Source organism: Christensenellaceae bacterium (assembly GCA_031260975.1).
Lineage (GTDB): Bacteria > Bacillota > Clostridia > Christensenellales > UBA1242 > JAISKJ01.
In genome coordinates, this window is sequence record JAISKJ010000003.1 from 440,894 (window position 1) to 465,088 (window position 24,195).

Consider the following 24,195-nt stretch of genomic DNA (forward strand, 5'->3'; position numbering starts at 1 on the left):
TTTTTGATAACTTATAAAAAATGATTGTAAAATAAATTAAAATGGTGTATCATAATATCATTAGTGTATAACACAAACAAGGAGCGTTGATATGACAAATTTGTTGTTAGCAGATTTTAGTTGGGCCACTGCATGGCCGGTAATGTTGTTGGGAGTATTGCTTGTAGGCATGATTGTTTTTCAGTTTGTAAGCCGCAAAAAATACTCAAAGCAGGAAGCTCAGATGCGCGAGCAGCTTAAAGTAGGTGACAAAATTGTGACCAACGCCGGAGTATACGGTGAAATTATAGAGTTTTCAGACACCAATTTTGGCAAGGTGGCTCTTATCAAAACCGGTGAGGGTGACAAAGTGAGTTACCTCAGTATTAATGCCAGCGTTATTTTAGGTATTGACGTAAAAGAGCCTGTTGTTTTGGATGCCGAAGGCAATCCTATTTTGCCTGCCGCTGAAAAAGTAGTAGCTGAGCCCAGCAGCAACCCAAGTACTGATGAAACACCCAAAAAATCTAAGAAAAAGAAAGAAGAATAAATAAACAAAAACAACTCATTGCGGGTTGTTTTTTTCTGAGTTACCTCCGTGCGGTTATTGGGAACATAAAAATCGAAATATCGTTTGAGAAATTATAGGTCGTGCAGTCCTGTTTTAAACTTCTCATAAAATATGACAATGCCTCATAGGTTATAGCAAGAGGTATTTTATGGAAAAGATAATGAACAAAGATTTTGCGCTGTCAGTGCTCAAAGGTGTGCTTGTCAGTTTGTGCATTACGCTGGTGCTTATATTGCTTTTTGCGGTAATTTTGAGGTTTGTTGATATGAATGATACCCTTGTCAGCACCGTAAATCAAATTATAAAGGTCGTAAGTGTATTTCTGGGTGTGATGGCGTCGCTTAAAAAGAATTCTGTAAAAGGGCTTTATAAAGGAATGATGATAGGAATTCTTTACACATTTTTGGCCTTTTTGGTATTTTCGCTGCTTGATGGAAGCTTTGCGTTTGGAGTAACTCTCATATTTGACTTGCTGTTTGCCTTGATTATCGGTGCGGTATGCGGACTTATCTGCGTCAACTTTAAGAAGAAAGAGAGAATATAATTAGAGGTTGTTATTTTATATTTATCATTTAAAAGCCCCTTATAATGGGTCTTTTTTAAATTCAAGAATAAATTGTGAGATAAGTGAGCAATTTTCTTATGGTACAAATGCGTTTGTGAGGGGCTTTTTATTATGCCTTTTGAATCTTAAAAACTGCTTTTGGGGTATTTACAAGTGTGCTCTATAATGTTATAATAAATAAGATAACTAATGCCCAAGAAGGGGGCTACCGCGCCGAAATGTTTTTTGTAAACGGATTGGGCGGATTTACTTATGTTGTAAATAATGAGCAGTACCGTTCTTTTAAATGTCTGCCTTTTGAGGACCTGCGCGATCACCTGACAAATAATAATACTATTAAAGATGGCGAAGTAATTTATAAGCTGATGAAATACTTCAGAGCAGACCCTGAAAATGAGCTTATTGTGGGCTTTGACAACGTAAACGAATGTGACTGAAGCGTCAGGATATTTGTTCAGCTTTCCCGCCTCGGCCAGAATGATTATGCGTTTGGAGCAAAACCTGCACAAAAAGTTTTTTATTGTGACGACAGCTTCAAAAAGCTGGGGGAAAATTACAGTCAAATAGAAACAAATATTTTTAACAGTATATATGACTGCTTTAAGATGCAAGAACAGCAGATAGGAGGGCAATGATATGTATGATAGTGATGAAAGCGTCCCCGAAAATAGAATATCAAAGAAAAAAGAAGTGCAGGCAGACGCTTCAAAGAGACGCATGGGAAGACCATCCAATGCTTACAAAATTATGCAGGAACTCAAAGCACAAGGCGTGGATGTTGATGTTATATTTGGAATTTATCTTATTAACCCTAGGTCTAACTACATACCTAAAAGGCTGAGAGAGGAACTGTCGCCGGAAGCATTGGTGCAATCGGTTGAAATTATTGCTTCTGAAGAAGCTGATAAACCTACAGTCATTAAACATGGCCTCAAATGGCCTGCTAAGATTGACAAAGAAATTGATGCAAAAAAAGAGATATCTATTAAAGAAGACCTAGCATCCATAGCTGTCAGGATTGACCCTTATAAGTTTGGCTGGCCTAAGAGGGGTAGCGGCAGGTTGCTTTATGCCGAAAAGGAACGCAGGATTGCGCAGTTCTTTACAAGTCCCGATGGAGAAGCTTTGCTTAAAGAGCGGGGAATTGAGGGGGAGTTTGTAACGTTTAGTGTTGTGCCCTATGATGTTAATGTCAAAAAAGAAAGATTGTCAGCACCCAAAGGCGGACCGCTTGGTAGCCCCAATAAAGTAATGAGCGCAAAAAGGCTTGAAAAAATAAAAGAAAAAGAGGAAATATTTATGAAGCTTCCGCCTACGCTGCATGTTAAACAGAAAGATGAAATCGCTATACAAGTTAAACCTTTTGAAGAGACAGAAGGAGCACCGGAAGTGCCTGAAAATTTTGCCAACTGTATGAAAAACCTAAACGGTAAGCGTTGTTCTGTTGGCAGAGCTGTTGCAGACTCGCTGCATGCAGTTACGAACACACAGTGGTTTAGGTCGCAGTGTGTTGACACTATATCACTTAGAATAACCAGAAATAAAATAGGCATGTTTATGGCTGAGGTAGTGTTTAGGGATTATAATCAAAGGATGGTAAAGCAGCAGGAAATATTGCCTATAGGAGAAAGCCTAACAGCACTGACACCTGACACTAAGCATCACCCCATGCTTGAAGCTTTAAGCAGGCAGGTGACACCTGACAGAATACTTAATCTTAATTTTGAAAACTTGCACATAAACTATGAAACTACGCTTAACATAAGGCTTATTGGCATACAGCCAAGCAAAACAACGGAGCTTTGCAGAATAGAACGTTCACTTGAGATGTCGGCGAGAAAGATTGCCGACCAGGATGAGGTTTTAGCTGAAGCCCACGAAGAAAGTGCACTTGACGAACCTATATTCAAGGCACTTAATGCTTTTGAGAAAAGTGCAAAAGAGAAATTTGGACGAAAGTATGCCATTTCAAGATATGACGAGATTTTAAGAGGCGGTATGCAATAATAAGAACAAAGCTGCACATCCGTGCAGTTTTTGTTTGACTTGATGGCTTTTTGTCAAAAATCTTTTATTGATTTTAGGCCTGCTTAAAAGAGTTTAGAAGGTTAAACAGACTTGTATAATGATGCAGGGCCAATCAACACATTTTTTGTTAAAAATCTTGTTGACTTATCAGGCCGAATTTTGTATAATCAGATATTACGGATTTTTAGGAGACAGTTTTTTAATGACCAAAAAGAGGAGCATAATAAGATTTACAATCCTAACCCTGGCCGCCGTGCTTGGGATTTTATTGTGTTTTGTAAGTTTTAAAATCCCGTTTACCGACAAGCAGTTTAACGGCTTTGCAAACTCAATTTCTATGGGGCTTGATGTTAAGGGCGGTGTGCTTGCAGTATATGAAGCATCGGTTGAAGGGGAATATGAAAATGAATTTGAAACCCGCTTTAACGCGACCATACGAAGATTAAGCGACCTGCTTACGGGCAAAGGATATACCGAAGCTACGGTAACCGCGCAAGGGACAAATAAAATAAGGGTAGAAGTGCCGGATGTTGATAATCCCGACACACTTTTTGATCTTATTGGCAGCCCTGCAGAGCTTGAAATAAGAGAAACCTCAGACGGTGCCGCGGTGCTTACGGGAAAGAATATTAAAAATGCATATGCTGCTTATCAGAACAACGAATACGGTGTTGTTGTTCAGTTTGACGATGAAGGGTCTCGGATTTTTGCTGACCTGACCTCCCGCCTCGTTGGTTCACCGATTTATATTGTTATTGACGGCAGTGTTTTTTCAAATCCTACTATAAATGAAACAATCAGCGGCGGAAGCACCTTTATCAATGGTATGGGCAGTCAGACCGGTGCCGAAAACTATGCCATGAAAATACTTAGCGGAACGTTTTCAGTTAAGCTGGAGTTGCAGTCAAACTCGGTGGTTAGCGCTACGCTTGGTGCGGATGCATTGAGATATGGGCTTATTGCCGGAGCTATCGGTATTGCGCTTATTATAATATTTTTGATTTGTTATTATGGAATATTCGGGTTGCTTGCAAGCTTCGCTCTTACTTTATATGGCATATTGTTTGTGTTTTTTCTTCAGGCAATCCCCGGCATACAGTTGACGCTTCCGGGTATTGCAGGTATATTCCTGAGCTTGGGTATGGCCGTGGACGGAAATATAATTATCTTTGAGCGTATAAAAGAAGAATATCGGTCAGGCAAGAAAATTCCCGCATCCATCAAGTCGGGCTTTAAGAATGCCTTGTCTGCTATATTAGACAGTAACATCACCACAATTATTGCGGCCTTTGTGCTGTTCCTTTTGGGCAGCGGCTCAATAAAGGGTTTTGCTATAGTGCTTTTGATAGGAAACGTAATATCAGTGTTCACCTCTGTTATTGTTACACGTGCACTTATCAAGATGTATTTGCCGTTTAACAGCACCAGGCCTAAGCCTCTGCGACTTAAAAGGGAGGTGACTTTGCATGCAAAATAAGAAAAATACTCCTGACAAGTCATTTAACTATGAAATGAGGTTGCTAAATTCTAAATATGACTTTGTAAAGCAAAGCAAATGGTTTTGGATAGCACCTTGCGCACTTATATTTGTGTCACTAATAATAATTGCAATTTTCGGACTTAATCTTGGTCTTGACTTCACGGGAGGAACAGTTATTTCAGTAAAGACCGGAAATGCAGACTATAATCAGTCGCTGACCAAAATTACTGAGGTTTTAAACGATAACAATCTAAGAGTGGCCTCAGCACAGCTTGAAGGCAGCGGAGCCGATGCCAAAATTGCGATTAAATATCAGGACATTGACGGCACCGATATGGATAATCTTACTCAAAAAGTAAGGCGTGAGATTAATGAGAAATTTGCAACAGGCTCAACCGTGCTGGGAGACAGCAAAGACATAACAACGGCAACTGAACGAATTTCGGCAACAGCCCGCGGAGACCTAATATTCAATGCCTTTGTAACAGTTATATTTGCGATAGCGCTTATGCTTTTGTATATTGTAATAAGATTTGAGGCCATGAGCGGACTTGCCACAATTCTTGGACTTGTACACGACGTTATTTTGACGATAGCATTCCTTTCTATATTCCGCATCCCTGTCAACAGCACTGTGGTTGCGGCGGTAATTACTATTATCGGATATTCTATCAACAACAGTATCATAGTATTTGACCGTATCAGAGAAAATCTCAAAAAGCCGGCACTGACATACAATACCAACCATGAAATAGCAAACCTTTCTATAAAACAAACATTGGTGCGAAGTGTCAACACCACAGTTACTACCATTGTAGCGGTGCTTATGCTTGCAATTATAGGTGTTCCTTCTGTGCGTGAGTTTGTGCTTATTATAGTTGTGGGACTTGTTGCGGGTGTATATTCGTCAATCTTCCTCGTTCCGGAGTTCTGGGCGCTGGTTAACCATAAGCGAAAGCTTGTCAAGCCCGAAATCGCCAAAGAAGTGGCCGAGCTTGAAGCAGCCAACAACAGAGACAGCGGTGCTCCTGTAGTTGAAGTAAGTGATTAAACTAAAAAGACAACCTTTTGGTTGTCTTTTTTTTTGCCGGCCAAACACTTGTTTTTTAAGTATTTTGTTAGTATAAGTTTATGGATATAACGATTAAGCAGAAATTATTTTTGTAATGTGTAAATTAAAAACGTGCCGGCGGTTTTCTTTTTTGTTTGTTTAACTTGTTTATATTTGGCTTAGATGCTATAATTAAACTAGAAGAGTGTGATTAAATGAAAGATTTAACCCAAGAAATATCCAAAACTTATAACCTAAACGACATAGTGACACAACTGCTTGTTTTGAGGGGTGTTGACACCAAAGAGAAGGTAGAAAAGTTCCTCAACCCGAGCTTTGATGATTTTCACGACCCGTTTAGACTTAGGGGTATGAAAGAAGCCGTATCGCGCGTAGAAGACGCTATAAAGAGGAACCAAAAAGTGCTTATTTTTGGTGACTATGATGTTGATGGTGTTTCGGCCACGGCGATTTTAATGCGCTATTTTAAGGATATAAATTTTGCTGTTGACTTTTATTTGCCTAATAGATATATAGATGGCTATGGGCTGACCTGTGCAGTTTTGGATAAAATTAAACAGCACTTTTGTCCCGACCTTATTATTACTGTGGATTGCGGAATATCGTGCCACAAAGAAGTGGAGCATGCAAAAACGCTTGGGATTGAAATAATTATCACTGACCATCATGAAATCCCCGAAACAATCCCTAAAACAATTGTTATAGACCCAAAACTCCCGGGGCAGGAATATCCCTTTGACGGACTTTGCGGTGCAGGAGTAGCACTTAAGTTTGTGCAGGCTTTAAGCCGTCTTGAGCAGTCCAAGAAATATTTGGCTATTTGTGCTGTTGCAACGATTGCTGATATTGTGCCGCTTTTGGGTGAAAACAGAGCTATTACCGCTATTGGGCTTAAGATGCTTAAAACCTTGCCGACCGGAGTAAAAATGCTAATGCAGCGCAGTAAAATGGATATGAATGCCGGGGCTTCAGATGTTGCTTTTAAGCTGGCGCCAAAGATAAATGCTGCGGGGCGTATGGGGGATGCGTCGGTTGCGCTTAATTTATATCTAAATGAAGATAAAAAGAAGCTTGAGCAGCTGGTTCAGAAATTAATCAATCTTAATACTGAGCGGCAGGGGCTGTGCAACGCGGTTTATGAAGAGGCTCAGAAGCGGCTGAATGATGTTAATCTGACAAAAATGCGCTCTATTGTGTTATATTCAAAAGATTGGGACAGCGGCATTGTGGGGATTGTTGCGGCACGCCTTGCTGAGGAGTATAACAAGCCCACAGTTTTGATGGGGGAAGCCCATGGATTTTTAAAGGGCAGTGCCCGAAGTATAAATGATATTGACATTTGTTCAATTATTTCTAATATAAAAGAAACCGTAGAAACTTTTGGCGGGCATAAAATGGCGGCAGGGCTCACTGTAAAAAAAGAAAATATTGACAAATTTATCAAAAGCCTTAACAGTGCTCTTGAAAAGGAATATACTGCAGAGGACTATTTGCCAAAGCCAGATTATGATATGACACTAAATTTGGGGGATATTAATGAAAAATTGATATCTGACTTAAATGTTCTGGAGCCTTGCGGCTGCGGAAATCCTAAGCCTGCATTTTCGGTTGTGCTTAGCAAGTTTACTGTCGGCCCTATGCCTAATAATCCCAGCCATATTACCATGATGGCAATGGGCTTTAACGTAGTAGCTTTTGGCGCAAGTGATTATGTTCCTGTTCTTAAAAACACCAATCATGCTGATTTGAGCCTTGAGCTTCAAAGCCATGTTTACAACGGACGCACATATATTAAGGGCGTAGCGAATAGTATTCGTATAGGCCGGCTAACTCCGCTTAAAAGCGAAGATTTTGCTCACGGAGTATATTTGAAGCAATTTGTGAACCAAAATGCGCCCCATTCAGACTGTGAGGAGTATGACAAAGCAGAGCTTGATGAAATCATTAAGCAAGCCGAGAAAAACAAGTTCGGAACACTTTTTGTCGTGTCGAGAAATCAGACTTATAATGATTTTGCAGGTTTTGAGGGGCTTAGGACTTATATGCTTGAAGTTGTCGACAAAAGCGGGCTGAATGCAGTGGTTCTGTCATGGACCGGCACTAAAAACCTCAACTGTTTTGACACGGTTGTGTGTCTGGACCCTGTGCTAAGTCAAAATTATATAAACACATTGGGCAAATATGGCGCAAGGATTTATATCCCTAAAACCAAGTTTGATTTTGATAAGGAAGTATTCACAGGGCTTGAGTTTGGCCGTGAAATATTTTTGGATTATTTTAAAATGCTTAAAAGCTTTGCGGCGCAACGGGTGCCGGTTTTAAGTGAGGTATATTTATACAAGAGACTAAAAGCACTTAATCCGCACAAAAAGCTGAGCTTTAAGCAGTTTATATATTGTCTCTATTCATTTTTGGAGCTGGAAATATTTGAGCCCCAGGCTTGTGATGGCGGATTTTTATTAAAAGAAAAGAAGAGCAGTACCGCGCTTGAAAAGTCAGAGTTTTATAATACAATCAAATTGATTATAATGTCAATTTAACTTGCTTCATTGTAACGAGGCAAATAAGTTTAGGATAATTTTTCTAAGGCGGATTCTATCGCTTTGTTCCAGAATGACAAATTATATTATACAAAGAAGTTTAACTGTCATTCTGGAAGGAGCATAGAGAATGATAGAATCTCTGCCACATTAAATAATTATCTAAATTATATTATTTATATTGACTGAGGCGTCCGCCGTTGCAACAAAACACTTGCCAAAAATGTTTTTTTGTGATAGAATACATCCATACCTAAGTCAAGGGGGTACGACACTCCGACGGCCTGCTTTGATTTTGGTGAATATAGGGAAAACCCTAAAAAGGAGAAAATATGGAAAAAGAAAAGAAGCAGGCTGTTATGAACAAGTTTGCAAGGGACGCTAAGGATACCGGTTCGACTGAAGTGCAGATTGCACTCTTAACCGAACGTATCAACCATCTTACCGAACACCTTAAAGTAAACAACAATGACAACCATTCACGCCGAGGTTTGCTTATGATGGTAGGAAAGCGTAAAGCGCTTTTGGACTATTTGGCAGGTCAGGACATTGAGAAGTTCAGAGAAATCAAAAAAGAATTAAAAATCAGATAAAAAACAGGCGGGGGAACGATATGCGGTCGCATTTTGCCCCTGCTTTTTTGAGTTAAGGAGAGAAAAATAATGAAACATATGAATGCAGACAAAAAGGGTACATCCTTTGAAACTTCTATCGGCGGCAAAAAGGTAACAGTTCTCACCGGAAAGTATGCCGAGCAGTCAAACGGTTCGTGCATGATCAGCTGCGGTGAAACTGTTTTGCTGGCCAACGTTTGTATGGCGAACAAACCGCGCGACGGCATAGACTTTTTCCCGCTGAGCGTGGACTATGAAGAAAAAATGTATGCCGTTGGCAAAATCCCCGGAGGGTTTAAAAAGCGTGAAGGGCGGGCCAGCGACAAGGCAATATTGACCTCAAGGCTTTGTGACAGGCCGCTGAGACCTTTATTTCCAAAGGGGTTTTATAATGATGTTACAATTGTGATAACTGCGCTTTCTGTAGACCCCGCTTATGCCCCCGAGCCGCTTGCTATGCTGGCCTCATCCGTTGCTCTTACCATCTCGGATATCCCGTTTATGGGGCCTACAGGTGCTGTTTCGGTAGGGCTTATTGACGGTAAGTATATTGCCAACCCGACTTCTGAGCAGCGTGAAAAAAGTGTTATGCATGTATATGTCAGCGGAACCAAGGAAGCCATTTTGATGGTGGAGGCGGCTGCTAATGAAGTCAGCGAAAAAGAAATGCTGGGCGCAATTATGTTTGCTCACGAAGAAATTAAGAATCTGGTTGACTTTCAGCAAAAAATTCAAAAGAAGGTCGGAGTTAAGAAAGCAACCGATTATCCGATAATTTTGCCGGCAAGTGAAGTTTTTGATGCGGTGAGAGATTATGCCGACAAAAGGCTTGATAAAGCTCTTGACAATTTTGAACGTGAAGAAAGACAGAAAAAGCAGAGTGAAGTTGAAGAGGACGTTAAAGAGCACTTTAAAGATAAGTTTGACGAGCGTTCACTTGATGAAGTGCTTTATAAAATAGTCAAAAGCAAGGTGCGTGAAAAAATATTGTCAAAGGGCGTTCGTCCGGATGGGCGTAAGTCCACTGAAATCAGACCCATTTGGTGTGACGTTGGGATGCTTCCAAGAGTTCACGGAAGTGCTGTGTTCACCCGAGGTCAGACTCAGGTTTTAACCGCGCTTACTCTTGGCATGATGAACGAAGTTCAGCGGCTTGAAGGGCTTGACGATGAAGAAGAAAAAAGATATGTTCACCATTATAACATGCCTGCTTATGCCACGGGAGAGGCAAGATCGCTTAAGCTTCCGGGAAGGCGTGAGATTGGTCATGGGGCTTTGGCTGAGCGTGCACTTGAACCGGTAATACCCAGCGAAGAAGAATTCCCATACGCATTGCGTTTGGTGAGTGAAGTTCTCAGCTCAAACGGCTCATCATCAATGGCCAGCACCTGCGGATCTACGCTTGCGCTTCTGGATGCAGGCGTGCCTATCAAATCGCCTGTAGCGGGCATTGCGATGGGGCTGATAAAAGATCCTAAAACAAATAAAGTGGCGATTTTGAGCGATATACAGGGCTTAGAGGACTTTTTGGGCGACATGGACTTCAAAGTTACGGGCACAACAAAGGGTATTACGGCTATTCAGATGGATATCAAAATTGCCGGAATTGACGAAAAGATTTTGCAGACTGCGCTTGAACAGGCAAGAGTAGGCAGAATTGAAATTCTGGGTGAGATGCTCAAGGTCATAAAAGTGCCAAACAAGAACCTGAACAAATATGCACCCAAGATTATTACTTTCAACATTGACCCTGATAAAATCAGAGATGTTATCGGCAGCGGCGGAAAGGTTATTAACAAGATTATTGAAGAGACGGGCGTTAAGATAAACATTGAAGACGACGGAAAGGTGGATATCGCCAGCAGCGATGAAGTGCAGCTTAAGCGGGCTAAGGAGATAGTCATGGGCATCGTTGAGGATTTGGAAGTCGGCAAGGAATATGATGGCAAGGTTATGCGTATTATGCAGTTTGGTGCATTCGTTGAAGTTTTACCTACCAAAGAAGGAATGATACATATTTCCAAGCTCAGCGAAGAACATGTTGCCAAAGTAACAGATGTTGTAAACATTGGTGACAAGGTGAGAGTAAAGGCTATTAAGGTTGACGAAAAAGGCAGAGTAGATTTTAGGCTCGTAAAAAAACTTTAAATTAATGTCAAGTGAGTATATGTATCTCTAGGCTTCGGCATCTTTGATGCCTGCAGAAGCGTTCAGAGATATATATACTCACTTTTCAATAATATAGTTTTTTGTTCATCCTGCAGTAAACTGCTGTTTGGGAAGAAAGAAGGCAAAAAAGAAGAGCAATGTACCCCCTCTTTATCAAGCATTTCTTTTTGCGGCCTTGCATATAAATTATCATGAAGATTTTAGGTTTTTGGTCGGGTAACGAGAAAGGTTTTGTACATGTTATATCCAATTTTGTGATACTTGGCGTTATTTTGGGTGTTGGGTTCATCAGTCTTTTTGTGCCGATTGTTTCCGCGTCAAATTTTGAGGAAGGCTTTCCGATTTATTCGGGCAATCCAAACCGTAAGAATATTACGCTTATGATAAATGTTTATTGGGGCACTGAGTTCATTGAACCAATGCTGGATATTTTTGACGCGCAAAATGTTAAAACCACCTTTTTTGTGGGAGGTATGTGGGTAACTCAGGAAGAGGAACTGCTCAAGGAAATAAGCGGCAGAGGCCATGAAATAGCTAATCACGGTTATAGTCACAAGGACCATAAAAAGCTGAACTTAACTCAAAATCAGGATGAGATATACAACACTCATCAGAAGGTTGTGGAGGTATTGGGTTTGGGCATGAAACTTTTTGCGCCTCCCAGTGGCAGTTTTGGCGATATCACGCTTCAGGTGGCAAAAAACTTGGGCTATAAGACCATTATGTGGAGCAAAGACACCGTGGATTGGCGCGATCAAAACAAGCAGCTGATTTTTAGCAGGGCTACAACCAACCTTAAAAACGGTGATCTGATTTTGATGCATCCCACCTCAAAAACGCTGGAGGCTCTAAATGATATAATCATCAGTATCAAAACACAGGGCTTCAGTTTGGTTACGGTCAGTGAAAATATTGCGTAAAAAGTTGTGGACGATGTAGTAAAGAGCCCCTCGCTAGGGCTTTGGCATCTGCGATGCTTGCATAAACGTTTAGGATTATTGCCTAGAGCGAAAAAGGATGGATTATGTAATGAAATTGTGGTATAATAATAAAGTCACAGGAGAAAATAATGAAAACAAAAACAAAGGTATATAACAGTGGCCTTAGGCTTATTGTGAGTACTACCGACACCAAAGCGGTAAGCATGTTTATCGGTGTTGACACGGGTAGCGTAAATGAAGATAAAACCAACAACGGAATTTCACACTTTATTGAGCATATGGTATTTAAGGGCACAAAGAACAGAACCTCAGAACAAATAAACCGAGACTTTGAAAGTCTGGGCGCCGTTACAAATGCATTTACTTCGCCTTATGTTACGGCTTTTCACAGTCAGTGTATTGACGAAAATGCTGATAAGTGCTTTGAAATTTTGAGCGACCTTATTTTAAATCCTACCTTTGACGAGACCGAATTTAAGAAAGAGCGCAAGGTTATTTTTGAAGAAATTGACATGTATGAGGATGACCCGGGCTCAGTAGCCTACGACAACTTTATCTGTAAGTTTTTTGAAGGCACAAAAATGGGCAAACTGCTTATCGGCACAAAAAAGATACTTAACAAACTCACACCGCAGCATCTGAGAGACTATATGGCAAAGTTTTATGTTCCGCCTAATATTGTGGTGTCGGTTGCTGGGGGTGTAGACTTTGAAACGGCTGAAAAGTTTGTGAATAAACATTTTGCCTGCCGTTTTAAAACTAAAGGGCATCCGCATGTTTATAATCAGGACAAAAAGGTGTTTATGGCACCGAAATCAATATTTTTGGGGCTGAAAAAAGATATTAATCAAACAAATATTATATTTGGGCTGCCCATTTGCGGAGTATTTAGCGATGACCGTCTGGCTTATGGTGTGGCGAGCTTTATTTTTGGCGGCAGTATGAGCTCACGTTTAAGTGAGCGCATCAGAAATAAGCTGGCATTTGTTTATTCTATTCACGCACTACCGGATTTTTATGATATAGGCGGTGTTTTGAATGTCAGTTTTGCCACCAACAAAGAGCATCAGGAAGAGGCTATTTTAGCTATCAAACAGGAAATGGACGATCTTATGAACAATGGTGTGAGTGACGAAGAATTTAACCGCGCCAAAACATTTTATAAAAGCACGATAATTTTGTCGGAAGAAAATTCAATAAATATCGCAAGGCATAATCTTACAAATGTTTTGACATTTAATGAATATAAGAGCATAGAAGACAGAATTGCCGGTATCAACAGAGTGACAAAAGAACAAGTTAACCGAATTTTTAAATGTATGTTTCAAACCAAAAACGTTTGCGGCGTTGTTGTAAGCAGTGAGCCGAATACCAAAATTTTTGCCCCGCTTGTTGACTAAGCTGCGGTTTTATGATATAATAAATTATATTCGCAAAAACTTTAACAGGCAGTCGTTTTTGTGCAAATTTAACACAGCAGGAGGTATTTGTGGCAGAAGAAACAACTCAAATTGAACCATTTAGTGAGGGTGCCTCAAGTGTGGTTTTGTATGGAGAGGCGCCGCCAAGTTTATTGGATGAAACAGGTCATATTCCGTCAAAAATGGAGGACGAAAGCAGTTTTGATGGGACGAGCAGTTATGAAATAGATATTTTGTTTGGCACTGATTTAGGCGGCCTTAAGCACGACATGGATATCAGGGGCAGGGCGGGTGAAATTAATGAAGATATAAGTGATATAAGAGATTTATATTAAAATTCCCTTTGCGGGGATTTTTTTTATGTCGCTCTTTATTGTCTTTTAAGACTAAAAAAATATTGGGCACTTTGACAATTTTTTGATTGTATTTAATAGGCTAAATATGCTATAATTAAAGGGTAGTGAGAAATATTTAAAGGGGTGCTTTAACTTGGCTATTTATACAACTTCTTCAAAAAAACCTAATACCAATAAACACCGAATTGTGGGGATATCGCTGATATCTCTTTCGTTGTTGCTTCTTGTTTTTACAACAACAAATTGGCTTTGGTTTATAAAAAGTTTCTTTCTCGGGGTTTTTGGTGTGGCGTTTTATCCCATACTGCTGCTGATGATATTAATAGGAATCGGCGTGCTCACGCAGCGCCGTTTTGTGCATCAAAAAAAGTACCCAATTTATTTGGGCCTTGCGTTTTTTTGCATAATTGCCATGATACATGTGGCTGTGACAGGTGCTCTTAACAACGGGAATTTCTTTTCTTATCTTAGTGACTGTTATGGTGCCAAATATACCGCAGGTGGGTTGCTTGTAGGTATCTTTACCTTTCCGTTTATGAGTTTTCTAAACCCGGTTGCAGCGTATGTGTTCTTTTCAATCGTGCTGGTTGTATTGATATCCCTGATAATAGAATACCTTTATGCCGTACGTCAGTTTGCGGTTTTAAGCCATAACAACACAAGGGTGGAAAAGGAAGAGCCTAATATAGATGTTATTGTGCCATATTTTGAGGGCACTCAAACAAAAAGTGCTCCGCCGCCTGAAGAGGAAGAGCCTGCGCCCGCCGAAACATTTAAGCAAGGGTCAAGAGCTAGGGATATTCTGGGGCTTAATAAGACCGAGCAGGCAGAGTCTGCGGCGCAGCCCCGTCAGCGGCTTTATGATAGTGAGCCCAAACCTAATCCTGTGGCTTCCATTCCTCAGCCGAGTGAACAGTGGATGAACCGTAGCATGGGCAAGAATCCAACCGAAACTGCGGATATTCGTCCTCCCAAGTATGTGCATGACCCCAACAATGTAATAGGCAGACCTGAGAGTATTATGGATATAAGAAACCGTGAATATCTTCAGAGTATTCACAAGGTTGTGCCTGAAAATGTTGTTCCCATCATCAATGCCGAGACAGTTGGCAGCAGAATTGAACCGCTTCAAAATAGAAACATAAATGTCGTGCCGCAGCCGATTACACCGATACCGCCGATATCTCAGTCAATACAGCAGTCTTCCACGGTGCCTATAGAGCCGCAGCCGATTATACCTAATCCGATAATCAGCAATGTAGACAATCTGGCTCCTAAATTGTCGCCGCTTAATCCAAATAACTTTAAAACCGGTGACGACAAGAGTAGTTTTGACGAGGGTAAATCAATAATAAGCTCGGTTGAAGATTTCAGTCAGCCAAAAGAAAATGTTGCTGAAAAGTTTAATATTCCTCAGGGTATGAAGCGTCAGCAGGAAATGAGTGTACAGATAAGTATTCCGGGCACTGAACGCGAAAAGACCGCCAAAGCGCAGCCTGCGCCAAAATATAAGAGAGTTTCAAGATATAACAGGCCCCCTGTGGAGATGCTTAATGTTATTACGCATGATATATCAGGATATGAACACCAGCAGCAACAAAATATTGAAAAGCTTGAGGAAGTGCTTAACAAGTTTGGTATTGCCGCCAAGGTTATTGCAGTGCGAAGAGGCCCTGCAGTTACGCGTTATGAGGTGTCTATACCCATGGGCGTGGGTGTAAAGAAGCTGATAAATCACAATTTGGATATATCAATGGCTCTTGCTGCCCGCGGTGAAATAAGAATAGAAGCACCTATACCCGGCAAGAGTGCTGTGGGAATTGAGGTGCCCAACAACGGCATTGATGCAGTAGGTTTGCGTGACATTGTCGACACTGAAAAATTCAGGTCGGCACATTCGCCGCTCAGCTTTGCAGTGGGCAAAGACATTGACGGCACCGTTTATGTGGGTGATATCGCAAAGATGCCGCACTTGCTTGTTGCAGGTGCTACCGGCTCAGGAAAGAGCGTTGCACTAAACAGTATGCTTATAAGCTTACTATACAAAGCCTCACCTGAGGATTTGAAGCTGATTATTGTTGACCCCAAAAGGGTGGAGTTTACGTTATTCAACGGCTTACCTCACATGCTTATACCAAACTCCATAACTGACACCAACAAGGCTATCAATGCCCTGAATTGGCTTATTAATGAGATGGAACGCAGATATGAGCTTTTTCAAAATTGTTATGTTAAAAACATTCACGAATATAACAGTCAGTCTCAGGTAGTGAGCGGACAGAGCGATAAGCTGCCGTTTATTGTGCTTATAGTTGACGAGTTTGGTGACCTTATGGCTGGGCCACATCGAAGAGACTTTGAGGACCAAATAATCAAGCTTACCCAAAAAGCAAGGGCGGCGGGTATTCATATAATTCTGGCTACTCAGCGTCCGTCGGTGGATGTTATTACCGGAACCATCAAGATTAACCTGCCTTCGCGTATGGCATTTGCCGTCAACACCTTTGAAGACTCCCGAACTATTCTGGGCTGCGGCGGTGCTGACAAGTTGCTGGGCCGGGGAGACATGCTCTATATGGCTTCCAGCAGTCCGGCTCCCATAAGGCTTCAAGGTGCGTTTGTAGATACTCCCGAAATTGCGGCAATTATAAAATATGTCAAAGAACATAATGAAACACATTTTGATGAGGAGCTTGAAGTTCAGATTACCAGCAATCCTGATACGGGCGACAAAGGTGAGGCTTCTGCTGGCGGCGGCAATACGGGCGGCGTGGACGCTCTTATGCAAGACGCTCTGAAGCTTGTAATTGACAGTGGAAATGCTTCGGTGTCAATGCTTCAGCGAAGGTTTTCAATAGGCTTCAACCGTGCAGCACGTATCGTTGACCAGATGGAAGAGGCGGGCTTTGTTGGCCCTCAGGACGGCAGTAAATCGCGAAAGGTGTATATTACCATGGAGCATTTTAATGAGCTGTTCGGCTCAAAAGAATAAGTCTTAATGGTCATTGTGAGCTTTGCTCCGGCGGCTTATTTATGAAGCAATCCATTAATATATTATTTAATTATGGGAATGCTTAGTCAGCAGCTGAAGTGAAGTTCATAGTGACGTAAAGAAAATATAACGGAGAGAGATTTTGACTGAAGAAAAACTAAACAAAACAGTTGGATTTGTGTCGCTTGGGTGTGACAAAAACAGGGTGGATACCGAAAGCATAATAACCACTCTTTATGCTAATGGTTTTAAAACAACAGGAAACATAAATGATGCTCAGATAATAATAATAAACACCTGTGCTTTTTTAAAGTCTGCTCGTGATGAGGCTCTTGCCACTATGCTTGAAATGCTGGATTATAAAAAGACAAGTGCCGAAAAAATAATCGTGGCAGGCTGTCTTTGTCAAATGGATGATAAGCTCAAAGAAAAGTATCCTGAGATTGACGCTTTTATTACGCCCAAGGATTATGGCGATATTGCAAAGATAATATACGGCCTTTATGGAAAGCCTTATAAAAACTCCAACGGTGTTCCGGATTATCGCAAAATTACAACGCCCGGGCATTTTGCATATCTTAAGATTGCCGAAGGCTGTGACAATTCCTGTAGCTATTGCACAATTCCAAAAATTAAAGGACCCTATGTCAGCGAACCTATTGAAAGTCTTGTAAAAACGGCGACGATACTTGCTGAGCAGGGAGTGAAGGAGCTCATTTTGGTGGCGCAGGATACCACAAGGTATGGGCTTGACTTATATAAAAAACAGACTATTGCTGAGCTTTTAAAAAAGCTTAGTGAAATTAATGGTATTGAATGGATACGCTTGCATTATTGTTATCCTGAGATGCTGACGCCGGCAATAATAAACGAAATTGCGACTAACCCCAAGGTTGTAAAGTATCTGGATATTCCGTTTCAGCATGTAAGCACAAAGGTACTTAAGTCCATGAACAGAGCAGGCAACGAGCAATCTGTAAAATTGATTGTTGAAATGCTGCGCTCTAAAATTCCGGAGATAGTGCTCAGGTCCACTTTTATTGTAGGCTTTCCGGGGGAAACTAATGAGGACTTTAAACTTCTTTTGAAGTTTTTGAAGGAATATAAATTGGATGCCGTCGGCTTCTTTGCATATTCAAATGAAGAGGGAACTCCATCTTTTGAATTTGATGGGCAACTTAGTCAAAAAGAAAAGCAAAAGAGGCTGGAGGCCGCTCAGAAGATTCAAAGCAAAATTGCCTTTGAGCTAAATCAAAAGTTTATAGGCGCCACCCAAAAGGTGTTGTGCGACGGATTTGATCAGGCGAATGGCCTATATTATGGGCGTAACTATGGTAGCTCACCGGACGTTGATTTTGTTGTGTATATAAATGGGAAATGCAGTATAGGTGATTTTGTATCAGTAAAAATTACTGATGCAACAGACGAGTATTTGATAGGGGAAATTGCATAGTATTATGCAATAGTTTGCATAATACTATGCAAACTTTAGTCACACAAAGGAGAGATATAATGAATATAAGTATACTTACAGTCAGCAACAGCGAAGTTATATCAACGGCACCAAACAGCGCCCTTTGTTTGGTTGCTTCTACGCTTCACAAAAGCGGTTTTAACATAGCTGAAAACAATCATTTGTCGGTGGATGCCGCTGTAACTCTTAGTAATCTTACGCAGGCTTATGAACACAGTGACTGTGTAATTTTGGCTGTTCAAGATCAGATAGATTATGCTTATGTTTTGAAAAAGACTGTTGCCAAATATTTTGAGGACGAGGTTGTGCCAAATATCTACGCCAAAAACGCGCTTTCAAATTATTATAAGGCGCAAAATGTGCCGCTTCCTAAGGATGCGCTGTCACACGCGCAGATGCCAAAGAGCGCACGGGCAATTTTAAACGATCTTGGCCCCATGCAGGGATTTTTGATGGAAAAGCAAGGCAAGCTGCTGTTTTTTATGCCATATACCGAAATTGAACTGAAGGATATGTTCATAAAATCCGTTTTGCCATATCTTATCGAAAACACCAAGGAGCGCAGCAAGACCATAATTTTTAAGCTTTTTGGGCTGACGCAAAATGAGATTTTATCAATTTTGAAGGACCTTCGGAAAAACAAGCAGAAGATAAACATTATTTGCAGCGAAACGCTTTTGGATTGTGAACTTATTATCGACTTTTCTGAAAAGACCGAGCAGATTGTGATTGACGGGCTTGTTTCCACAATATATAAGAGGCTTGGAAATTACATTTATGCTGACAGCGACATAAGCCTGCCTGAGTGCTTGCTGGGTTTGCTGAATGTCAAAAATAATTCACTTGTTTGTGCCGAGGACGCTACTTGTGGTGCTGTGAGTGCGGGGCTTCTGGCAGCCGGACCCAAGGCCGCCGAGAGACTTGTTGAAAGCTTTATAGTTCCTAATAAAAACAGCAAAATCAAGAATTTGGGCGTTGATGCCGATTTGTTCAGAGGCGCAAATGTTGATGCAAACGAAGTGGTTTATCAGATGGCGGTGGGAGCACTTGAAAATTCATCCGCAAATTTTGTTGTAGCAACCTTTTCAAAAGGTGACACGCTATATCTTGGCATAGGAACTACTGACGGCATACATGTTTACACTCAAAACTTTAAAGGCTTGCTAAAGGAGCGCATTTCAAAGTTCAGTTCGGCCGCCTATTTTAATTTAATTAAGAAAATTAAGAAAAACGATTTTAATTTGCCGCAAAATGTAGTACAATGAAATCACAAAGGTTAAGGAGAGAGAATTATGGAAACCAAAAAACAGGAGCTGCTGGATCAGGCGATTTTGCAGATAGAAAAACAGTTTGGCAAAGGTGCTATTATGAAGCTGGGAGAAGCTCCCCTTCAAAACATTGAAGTTATTTCAACGGGATGTTTGACGCTTGACAACGCCCTTGGCATCGGAGGTGTTCCAAGAGGAAGGATTGTGGAAATTTATGGACCTGAGTCTTCGGGCAAAACCACGGTTGCGCTTCATATTGTGGCTGAGGCCCAAAAAAGTGGCGGAACGGCAGCGTTTATTGACGCTGAGCACGCTCTTGACCCAATTTATGCCGGAAAGCTTGGCGTAAATATTGAGGATTTATATGTTTCGCAGCCTGACACGGGCGAGCAGGCGCTGGATATCTGTGACACATTGGTTCGAAGCGGCGTATTTGATATTGTGGTTATAGATTCAGTGGCGGCTCTTACTCCAAAGGCTGAAATTGAAGGCGAGATGGGTGACAGTTTTATGGGGCTTCAGGCAAGACTGATGAGTCAGGCACTGAGAAAGTTGACCGGAATTACCAACAAAAGCAAGACCTGTATTGTGTTTATCAACCAGCTGAGAGACAAAATCGGTGTTATGTTCGGTTCGCCTGAAACTACCACCGGCGGAAAAGCTCTCAAATTTTATGCAAGCATCAGGATGGATGTGCGCAAAATTGACCAGGTTAAAGACGGAAATGAGCTTTCGGGAAATCGCGTGAGAGTAAAGGTTGTAAAAAACAAGCTTGCGCCGCCTTTCAGGCAGGCCGAGTTTGACATTATTTTTGGCAAGGGTATTTCAAATGAGGGCTGTATTGTTGATTTGGCCACCGAGTTTGAAATTTTGCAAAAGAGCGGCTCGTGGTATTCATATAAGGATGAAAAGATAGCGCAAGGTAAAGAAAATATAAAAACATATCTGGAAAAGAATCCTGAGATATCAAAAGAAATAGTAGAGCAGATAAAAGCAAAGATTGCCGAGAAAAACCAGCAAAAGGACTGATTGACAGCATTTTGCTTAGAAAATTGTAGTTTTAATGTTATTATTAATCAATAAAAACCTGCGACCGGACGGTCTGACGCTCCGACTGCGGGTTTTTTAATTTTTGGATGGGGCGGCAAATATACTTTTACTATGTTGCTCAGCTCCGTTTTGTCTAAAAGCGTTGCTTTACAGTAATATTCATATAAATTGCCGCGCTCAATTGTGTTTTGTTTAGTATAAAATCCGCTGCTGCCTATGACAGTTTCAATCAAGATTTCGCTGTCTTCTTGTTTTTTGAATAACTCATATTTGATATACGGTTTTGTGTGGGTGCTGAGTGTGACAGTGTTGTCTTTGACCGATGCTGTCAGTGTGACTTGTTCAAGTGTTTCAAATTTTGAACTTTGTTTAGGCATATAACGTTTGCTTAAGTAGACAGATTTTTTATACCGTTCACTCATTTCAGGGGGGCTCAGTCTCACTGTATGGTCATCCAAATCAAGGGTGCTGATTTCTATTTTTTCAACGCTATTTGGAATAGGAAAATTTTCCCCGTCAGGCAGTGCGGTATAGATATTTTTCATAACACGTATGGGTGTTCCTGAGCCGGTTTGAGTGGACTTAAGGTTTTCGTCGGGTTCACCGGTATTTCCAAACCACACATACACCGTGTTTTTGGTGGTGTAAGATATTGCACCTATATCGGTATTGGTTTTATCGGCTGCCCCCGCAGTGCCGGTTTTGGCGGCTATGTCAAACCCAAGCCCGCCAAGCCCTTTGGCTGTGCCTGTTTTTGCTGTTTCTTTCAGCATATCCGTAATTAGATATGCCGTGTCATCCCCCATAACTTGAGTGCCTCTCTCATCTTTTTGATAGATTGTTCGTCCGTATTTGTTGACAATCTTTTTGACTGTGCCGATTTTTACAAAATTTCCGCTTCTTGAAAAAGGCAGATAGCTGTTTGCTATTTGAATATGACTAAGCCCTTGTGTTAGGCCCCCGAGTGCCATTGAAAGCCCGGTGTCGTCCTTGTCAAACGTAAGGCCTAAACGTGTGGCAAATGCCTTGGCTTTTTCCACACTCACAAAACTTAAAATTTTTACTGCAGGCACATTCAGTGACTTTGAAAGTGCGGTTTTGGTGTCAGTCCAGCCCGAAAATTTACCGTTATAATTTGAAGGCGAATAATTGCCAAAGTCAGCGGGCTCGTCAAGAATAGGTGTTACAGGCGTAATTTTTCCTGTTTCAAGTGCGGGGGCGTATACTAAAACGGGTTTGATAAGGGAAGCAGGGTTACGCTTTATTTCAAAGAGGCTATATTTGGATGTACCCAGATATCCGCTTATCCCACCGGTTTTGTTGTTTATAACCATAGCAAGACTATCGGTCTGAGGCAAATATTTATCCTTCAAACTTTTTTTGATTGTTTTTTGAATAGACACATCCAGATAAGTATAAATCTTATATTGCTCGCGGACCAGGTCTCTTTCTGTAATATTTAGAATTTTACATGCTTCAGATATGGCAAATGCTTCATAACTGTTTGCAAGATAGGAATTTTTGTTGATGTCAAGATTTAGAGCTTCTTTTTTGGCTGTGTCATATTGCAGTTTTGTTATTTTTCCGTCGTTTAGCATTTCAGAAAGCACCAGATTGCGCCGCTCAAGCGATGCCTTGGGTTCCAGAATGGGAGAGTATAGCTTTGGAGATTTTATAACCCCGGCCAGCAGTGCGCTTTCGGCAAGATTAAGCTGGGAGGCGGGCTTGTTGAAATATCGGTGACTTGCTTCGTTTATTCCAAAGGTGTTGCTGCCAAAATATATTACGTTGAGATAAGCTTCAAGAATTTGGTTTTTATTAAAGTTTTTTTCAAGTCGCTGGGTCAGCAGAATTTCATTAAACTTACGCCCCAAAGTTTTTTCGGAGCTGAGATGAGTGTTTTTTATAAGCTGCTGACTGATAGTGGAGGCTCCTTCGCTAAAACCCAGCTGCTTTATATTTACAAGCGCGGCTTTTGCAATCCGCCCCCAGTTAATGCCGTGATGCTTATAAAAGTCTTTATCCTCTATGCTGATAAAGGCATCAATGGTGTGCCGGTTGAGATTTTTTAGTGCTATAGTTTTGGTGGGTGTGCTTACTTGGTGATTGTCACCGTCAAAAATAGTGGGATGAGAATTTATATATTGCAGGGCATTTTCGTCGAATCTAACCGAAGCAAGCGGATAAAGTGCGCCAAAATAGAGCAGCGTGAAAAAAAGTATGCTAAGAGAAGCTGCAACTGACAGTGAAATCAGAGTAAATTTAAGAACTTTTTTCATAGGATTAGGTTATGTAAAAGATTTATTTTGTTGCAAAATACTTCAAAAAAAGGTATAATTTGTATACTATGGAAAAATGTTACCACATACACACCTACGGCTGCCAGATGAATGTTCACGAATCCGAGAAGCTGGCGGGCGTACTTAATAAATTGGGATATACTGAGACGCCTGATGAGAAACAGGCGTCTGTTATAGTTTTTAACACTTGCTGCATTAGAGAGAGTGCCGAGCAGCACGTATACGGCAATATTGGAGCGTTGAAGCAGCATAAAAAACAAAACCCAGAGCTTATTATTGCGGTTTGTGGCTGTATGAGTCAACAAAAAGCAACTGCCGATAACATAAAGGCAAAGTATCCTTTTGTAAACATAGTTTTTGGAACGCATAACATTCATATGTTTGAAGAATATCTCAAAGAGGCTGAGAAAGAAAAGCATGTGTTTGCTTTGTGGGAAAAAGAACAAGAGATTGTTGAAAACACATCGGTATACAGAACCAGCGACAACAATGCGTGGGTTAACATAACTTATGGTTGCAACAACTTTTGCACTTATTGCATTGTTCCGTTTGTGCGAGGGAGAGAACGTAGCCGTAAAGCGGCCGATATCATAAACGAAGTCAAGGGATTGATAGGAAAGTATAAAACCATAACGCTTCTTGGGCAAAACGTAAATTCATATGGAAAAGACTTTGGTGATGGCACAGATTTTGCGGGGCTGCTTGAGGATTTAGCTAAGCTCGAGGGAGATTTCAGAATAAAGTTTTTGACTTCGCACCCAAAAGATTTGAGCCAAAAAGTTATTAATGTGATTGCAAAAAACAATAAAATGAGTAAAACAATTCATTTGCCTGTGCAGTCTGGCAGCAACAAGATTTTGAAGCTTATGAACCGAAGTTACACCAGAGAGCACTATATTTCATTGATTGACAGCATAAAAAAGGCTATGCCTGATGCTGTGATTACGACTGATATTATAGTTGGATTTCCAGGGGAAACCGATAGCGATTTTGAAGAAACTATGGATTTGTTAAGGTATTGTAACTTTGCCGGAATTTTTGCTTTTATGTATTCAAAAAGACGTGGTACACCTGCTGAAATAATGGATGGACAGGTTTCGATTGAAACAAAGCGAAAGCGTGTGAATGCCGCTCTTGACCTTCAGCGCAAAATTAGCGCTGAGGTTATGCAGAGCTTTTTGGGTAAAACCTTAGAGGTTTTGACAGAAATGTTTAACGGTAAGGTTGTGGGACGAACGGAATTCGGAAAGCTTGTTGACCTTGATAAAGAGGCCGAACAAGGCAGTTTTTATGAGGTAGAAATTACTAAGATACTCAGCAAGAAGTTTGCAGGCAAGATTTTGAACAAAAGGGTATTGTAAGAAACCAAACGGGG

General features: G+C 40.9%; 18 protein-coding genes. 17 read left to right on the forward strand and 1 reads right to left on the reverse strand.

Annotated features, from left to right (window positions below):
* Positions 1 to 91: 91 nt before the first annotated feature.
* The 16 genes from LBN07_02680 to recA all read left to right on the forward strand — a co-directional run bounded on the left by LBN07_02680 (position 92) and on the right by recA (position 20,499).
* Positions 92 to 529, forward strand: a complete 438-nt coding sequence (locus LBN07_02680; GenBank protein ID MDR0850372.1) for a preprotein translocase subunit YajC — start codon at positions 92 to 94, stop codon at positions 527 to 529.
* Positions 530 to 698: 169 nt separating this feature from the next.
* Positions 699 to 1,094, forward strand: a complete 396-nt coding sequence (locus LBN07_02685; protein MDR0850373.1) for a TIGR04086 family membrane protein — start codon at positions 699 to 701, stop codon at positions 1,092 to 1,094.
* Between the two features lie 176 nt (positions 1,095 to 1,270).
* Complete coding sequence (locus LBN07_02690) at positions 1,271 to 1,552, forward strand: hypothetical protein (protein ID MDR0850374.1); 282 nt, start codon at positions 1,271 to 1,273, stop codon at positions 1,550 to 1,552.
* Positions 1,553 to 1,751: 199 nt separating this feature from the next.
* Entirely contained in the window at positions 1,752 to 3,122 is a 1,371-nt protein-coding gene (locus LBN07_02695; protein ID MDR0850375.1) for a hypothetical protein, read from the forward strand.
* Positions 3,123 to 3,345: 223 nt separating this feature from the next.
* Positions 3,346 to 4,620, forward strand: a complete 1,275-nt coding sequence (gene secD, locus LBN07_02700; GenBank protein ID MDR0850376.1) for a protein translocase subunit SecD — start codon at positions 3,346 to 3,348, stop codon at positions 4,618 to 4,620.
* Positions 4,610 to 5,674 carry a protein translocase subunit SecF gene (secF, locus tag LBN07_02705; protein ID MDR0850377.1) on the forward strand — a complete coding sequence of 355 codons (1,065 nt, stop codon included), beginning with the start codon at positions 4,610 to 4,612 and terminating at the stop codon, positions 5,672 to 5,674. The genes secD and secF overlap by 11 nt, the downstream gene beginning before the upstream one ends.
* Before the next feature lie 215 nt (positions 5,675 to 5,889).
* Positions 5,890 to 8,235, forward strand: coding sequence for a single-stranded-DNA-specific exonuclease RecJ (recJ, locus tag LBN07_02710; GenBank protein MDR0850378.1), 2,346 nt, complete (start codon positions 5,890 to 5,892; stop codon positions 8,233 to 8,235).
* Positions 8,236 to 8,567: 332 nt separating this feature from the next.
* On the forward strand, positions 8,568 to 8,828 hold the full coding sequence (gene rpsO / locus LBN07_02715) for a 30S ribosomal protein S15 (protein ID MDR0850379.1): 261 nt from the start codon (positions 8,568 to 8,570) through the stop codon (positions 8,826 to 8,828).
* A 69-nt stretch (positions 8,829 to 8,897) separates the two neighbouring features.
* Positions 8,898 to 10,997: a polyribonucleotide nucleotidyltransferase gene (locus LBN07_02720; GenBank protein MDR0850380.1), complete on the forward strand. Its 2,100-nt coding sequence runs from the start codon at positions 8,898 to 8,900 to the stop codon at positions 10,995 to 10,997.
* 212 nt (positions 10,998 to 11,209) lie between these two features.
* On the forward strand, positions 11,210 to 11,938 hold the full coding sequence (locus tag LBN07_02725; protein MDR0850381.1) for a polysaccharide deacetylase family protein: 729 nt from the start codon (positions 11,210 to 11,212) through the stop codon (positions 11,936 to 11,938).
* A gap of 149 nt (positions 11,939 to 12,087) precedes the next feature.
* Positions 12,088 to 13,359, forward strand: coding sequence for an insulinase family protein (locus LBN07_02730; GenBank protein ID MDR0850382.1), 1,272 nt, complete (start codon positions 12,088 to 12,090; stop codon positions 13,357 to 13,359).
* 89 nt (positions 13,360 to 13,448) lie between these two features.
* The gene (locus tag LBN07_02735; protein ID MDR0850383.1) at positions 13,449 to 13,715 is read left to right on the forward strand and encodes a hypothetical protein; all 267 of its coding nucleotides are present in this window, start codon (positions 13,449 to 13,451) and stop codon (positions 13,713 to 13,715) included.
* A 334-nt stretch (positions 13,716 to 14,049) separates the two neighbouring features.
* Positions 14,050 to 16,728: a DNA translocase FtsK gene (locus LBN07_02740; GenBank protein ID MDR0850384.1), complete on the forward strand. Its 2,679-nt coding sequence runs from the start codon at positions 14,050 to 14,052 to the stop codon at positions 16,726 to 16,728.
* A 142-nt stretch (positions 16,729 to 16,870) separates the two neighbouring features.
* Positions 16,871 to 18,181: a 30S ribosomal protein S12 methylthiotransferase RimO gene (gene rimO / locus LBN07_02745; GenBank protein ID MDR0850385.1), complete on the forward strand. Its 1,311-nt coding sequence runs from the start codon at positions 16,871 to 16,873 to the stop codon at positions 18,179 to 18,181.
* 59 nt (positions 18,182 to 18,240) lie between these two features.
* A complete protein-coding gene (locus LBN07_02750) occupies positions 18,241 to 19,467 on the forward strand; it encodes a CinA family protein (protein MDR0850386.1) in 1,227 nt (408 codons plus the stop codon).
* A 27-nt stretch (positions 19,468 to 19,494) separates the two neighbouring features.
* Positions 19,495 to 20,499: a recombinase RecA gene (recA, locus tag LBN07_02755; protein ID MDR0850387.1), complete on the forward strand. Its 1,005-nt coding sequence runs from the start codon at positions 19,495 to 19,497 to the stop codon at positions 20,497 to 20,499.
* A 47-nt stretch (positions 20,500 to 20,546) separates the two neighbouring features.
* Here recA and LBN07_02760 read toward each other — a convergent pair whose 3' ends face one another.
* Entirely contained in the window at positions 20,547 to 22,799 is a 2,253-nt protein-coding gene (locus LBN07_02760) for a transglycosylase domain-containing protein (protein MDR0850388.1), read from the reverse strand.
* A 68-nt stretch (positions 22,800 to 22,867) separates the two neighbouring features.
* Here LBN07_02760 and miaB point away from each other — a divergent pair, with 68 nt between their 5' ends.
* Positions 22,868 to 24,181, forward strand: a complete 1,314-nt coding sequence (miaB, locus tag LBN07_02765) for a tRNA (N6-isopentenyl adenosine(37)-C2)-methylthiotransferase MiaB (protein ID MDR0850389.1) — start codon at positions 22,868 to 22,870, stop codon at positions 24,179 to 24,181.
* Positions 24,182 to 24,195 lie beyond the last annotated feature (14 nt).

Coding starts and splice junctions, on each gene's coding strand:
- LBN07_02680 (MDR0850372.1), top strand. CDS start 92: ATGACAAATTTGTTGTTAGCAGATTTTAGTTGGGCCACTGCATGGCCG.
- LBN07_02685 (MDR0850373.1), top strand. CDS start 699: ATGGAAAAGATAATGAACAAAGATTTTGCGCTGTCAGTGCTCAAAGGT.
- LBN07_02695 (MDR0850375.1), top strand. CDS start 1,752: ATGTATGATAGTGATGAAAGCGTCCCCGAAAATAGAATATCAAAGAAA.
- secD (MDR0850376.1), top strand. CDS start 3,346: ATGACCAAAAAGAGGAGCATAATAAGATTTACAATCCTAACCCTGGCC.
- secF (MDR0850377.1), top strand. CDS start 4,610: ATGCAAAATAAGAAAAATACTCCTGACAAGTCATTTAACTATGAAATG.
- recJ (MDR0850378.1), top strand. CDS start 5,890: ATGAAAGATTTAACCCAAGAAATATCCAAAACTTATAACCTAAACGAC.
- rpsO (MDR0850379.1), top strand. CDS start 8,568: ATGGAAAAAGAAAAGAAGCAGGCTGTTATGAACAAGTTTGCAAGGGAC.
- LBN07_02720 (MDR0850380.1), top strand. CDS start 8,898: ATGAAACATATGAATGCAGACAAAAAGGGTACATCCTTTGAAACTTCT.
- LBN07_02725 (MDR0850381.1), top strand. CDS start 11,210: ATGAAGATTTTAGGTTTTTGGTCGGGTAACGAGAAAGGTTTTGTACAT.
- LBN07_02730 (MDR0850382.1), top strand. CDS start 12,088: ATGAAAACAAAAACAAAGGTATATAACAGTGGCCTTAGGCTTATTGTG.
- LBN07_02740 (MDR0850384.1), top strand. CDS start 14,050: ATGATATTAATAGGAATCGGCGTGCTCACGCAGCGCCGTTTTGTGCAT.
- LBN07_02750 (MDR0850386.1), top strand. CDS start 18,241: ATGAATATAAGTATACTTACAGTCAGCAACAGCGAAGTTATATCAACG.
- recA (MDR0850387.1), top strand. CDS start 19,495: ATGGAAACCAAAAAACAGGAGCTGCTGGATCAGGCGATTTTGCAGATA.
- LBN07_02760 (MDR0850388.1), bottom strand. CDS start 22,799: ATGAAAAAAGTTCTTAAATTTACTCTGATTTCACTGTCAGTTGCAGCT.
- miaB (MDR0850389.1), top strand. CDS start 22,868: ATGGAAAAATGTTACCACATACACACCTACGGCTGCCAGATGAATGTT.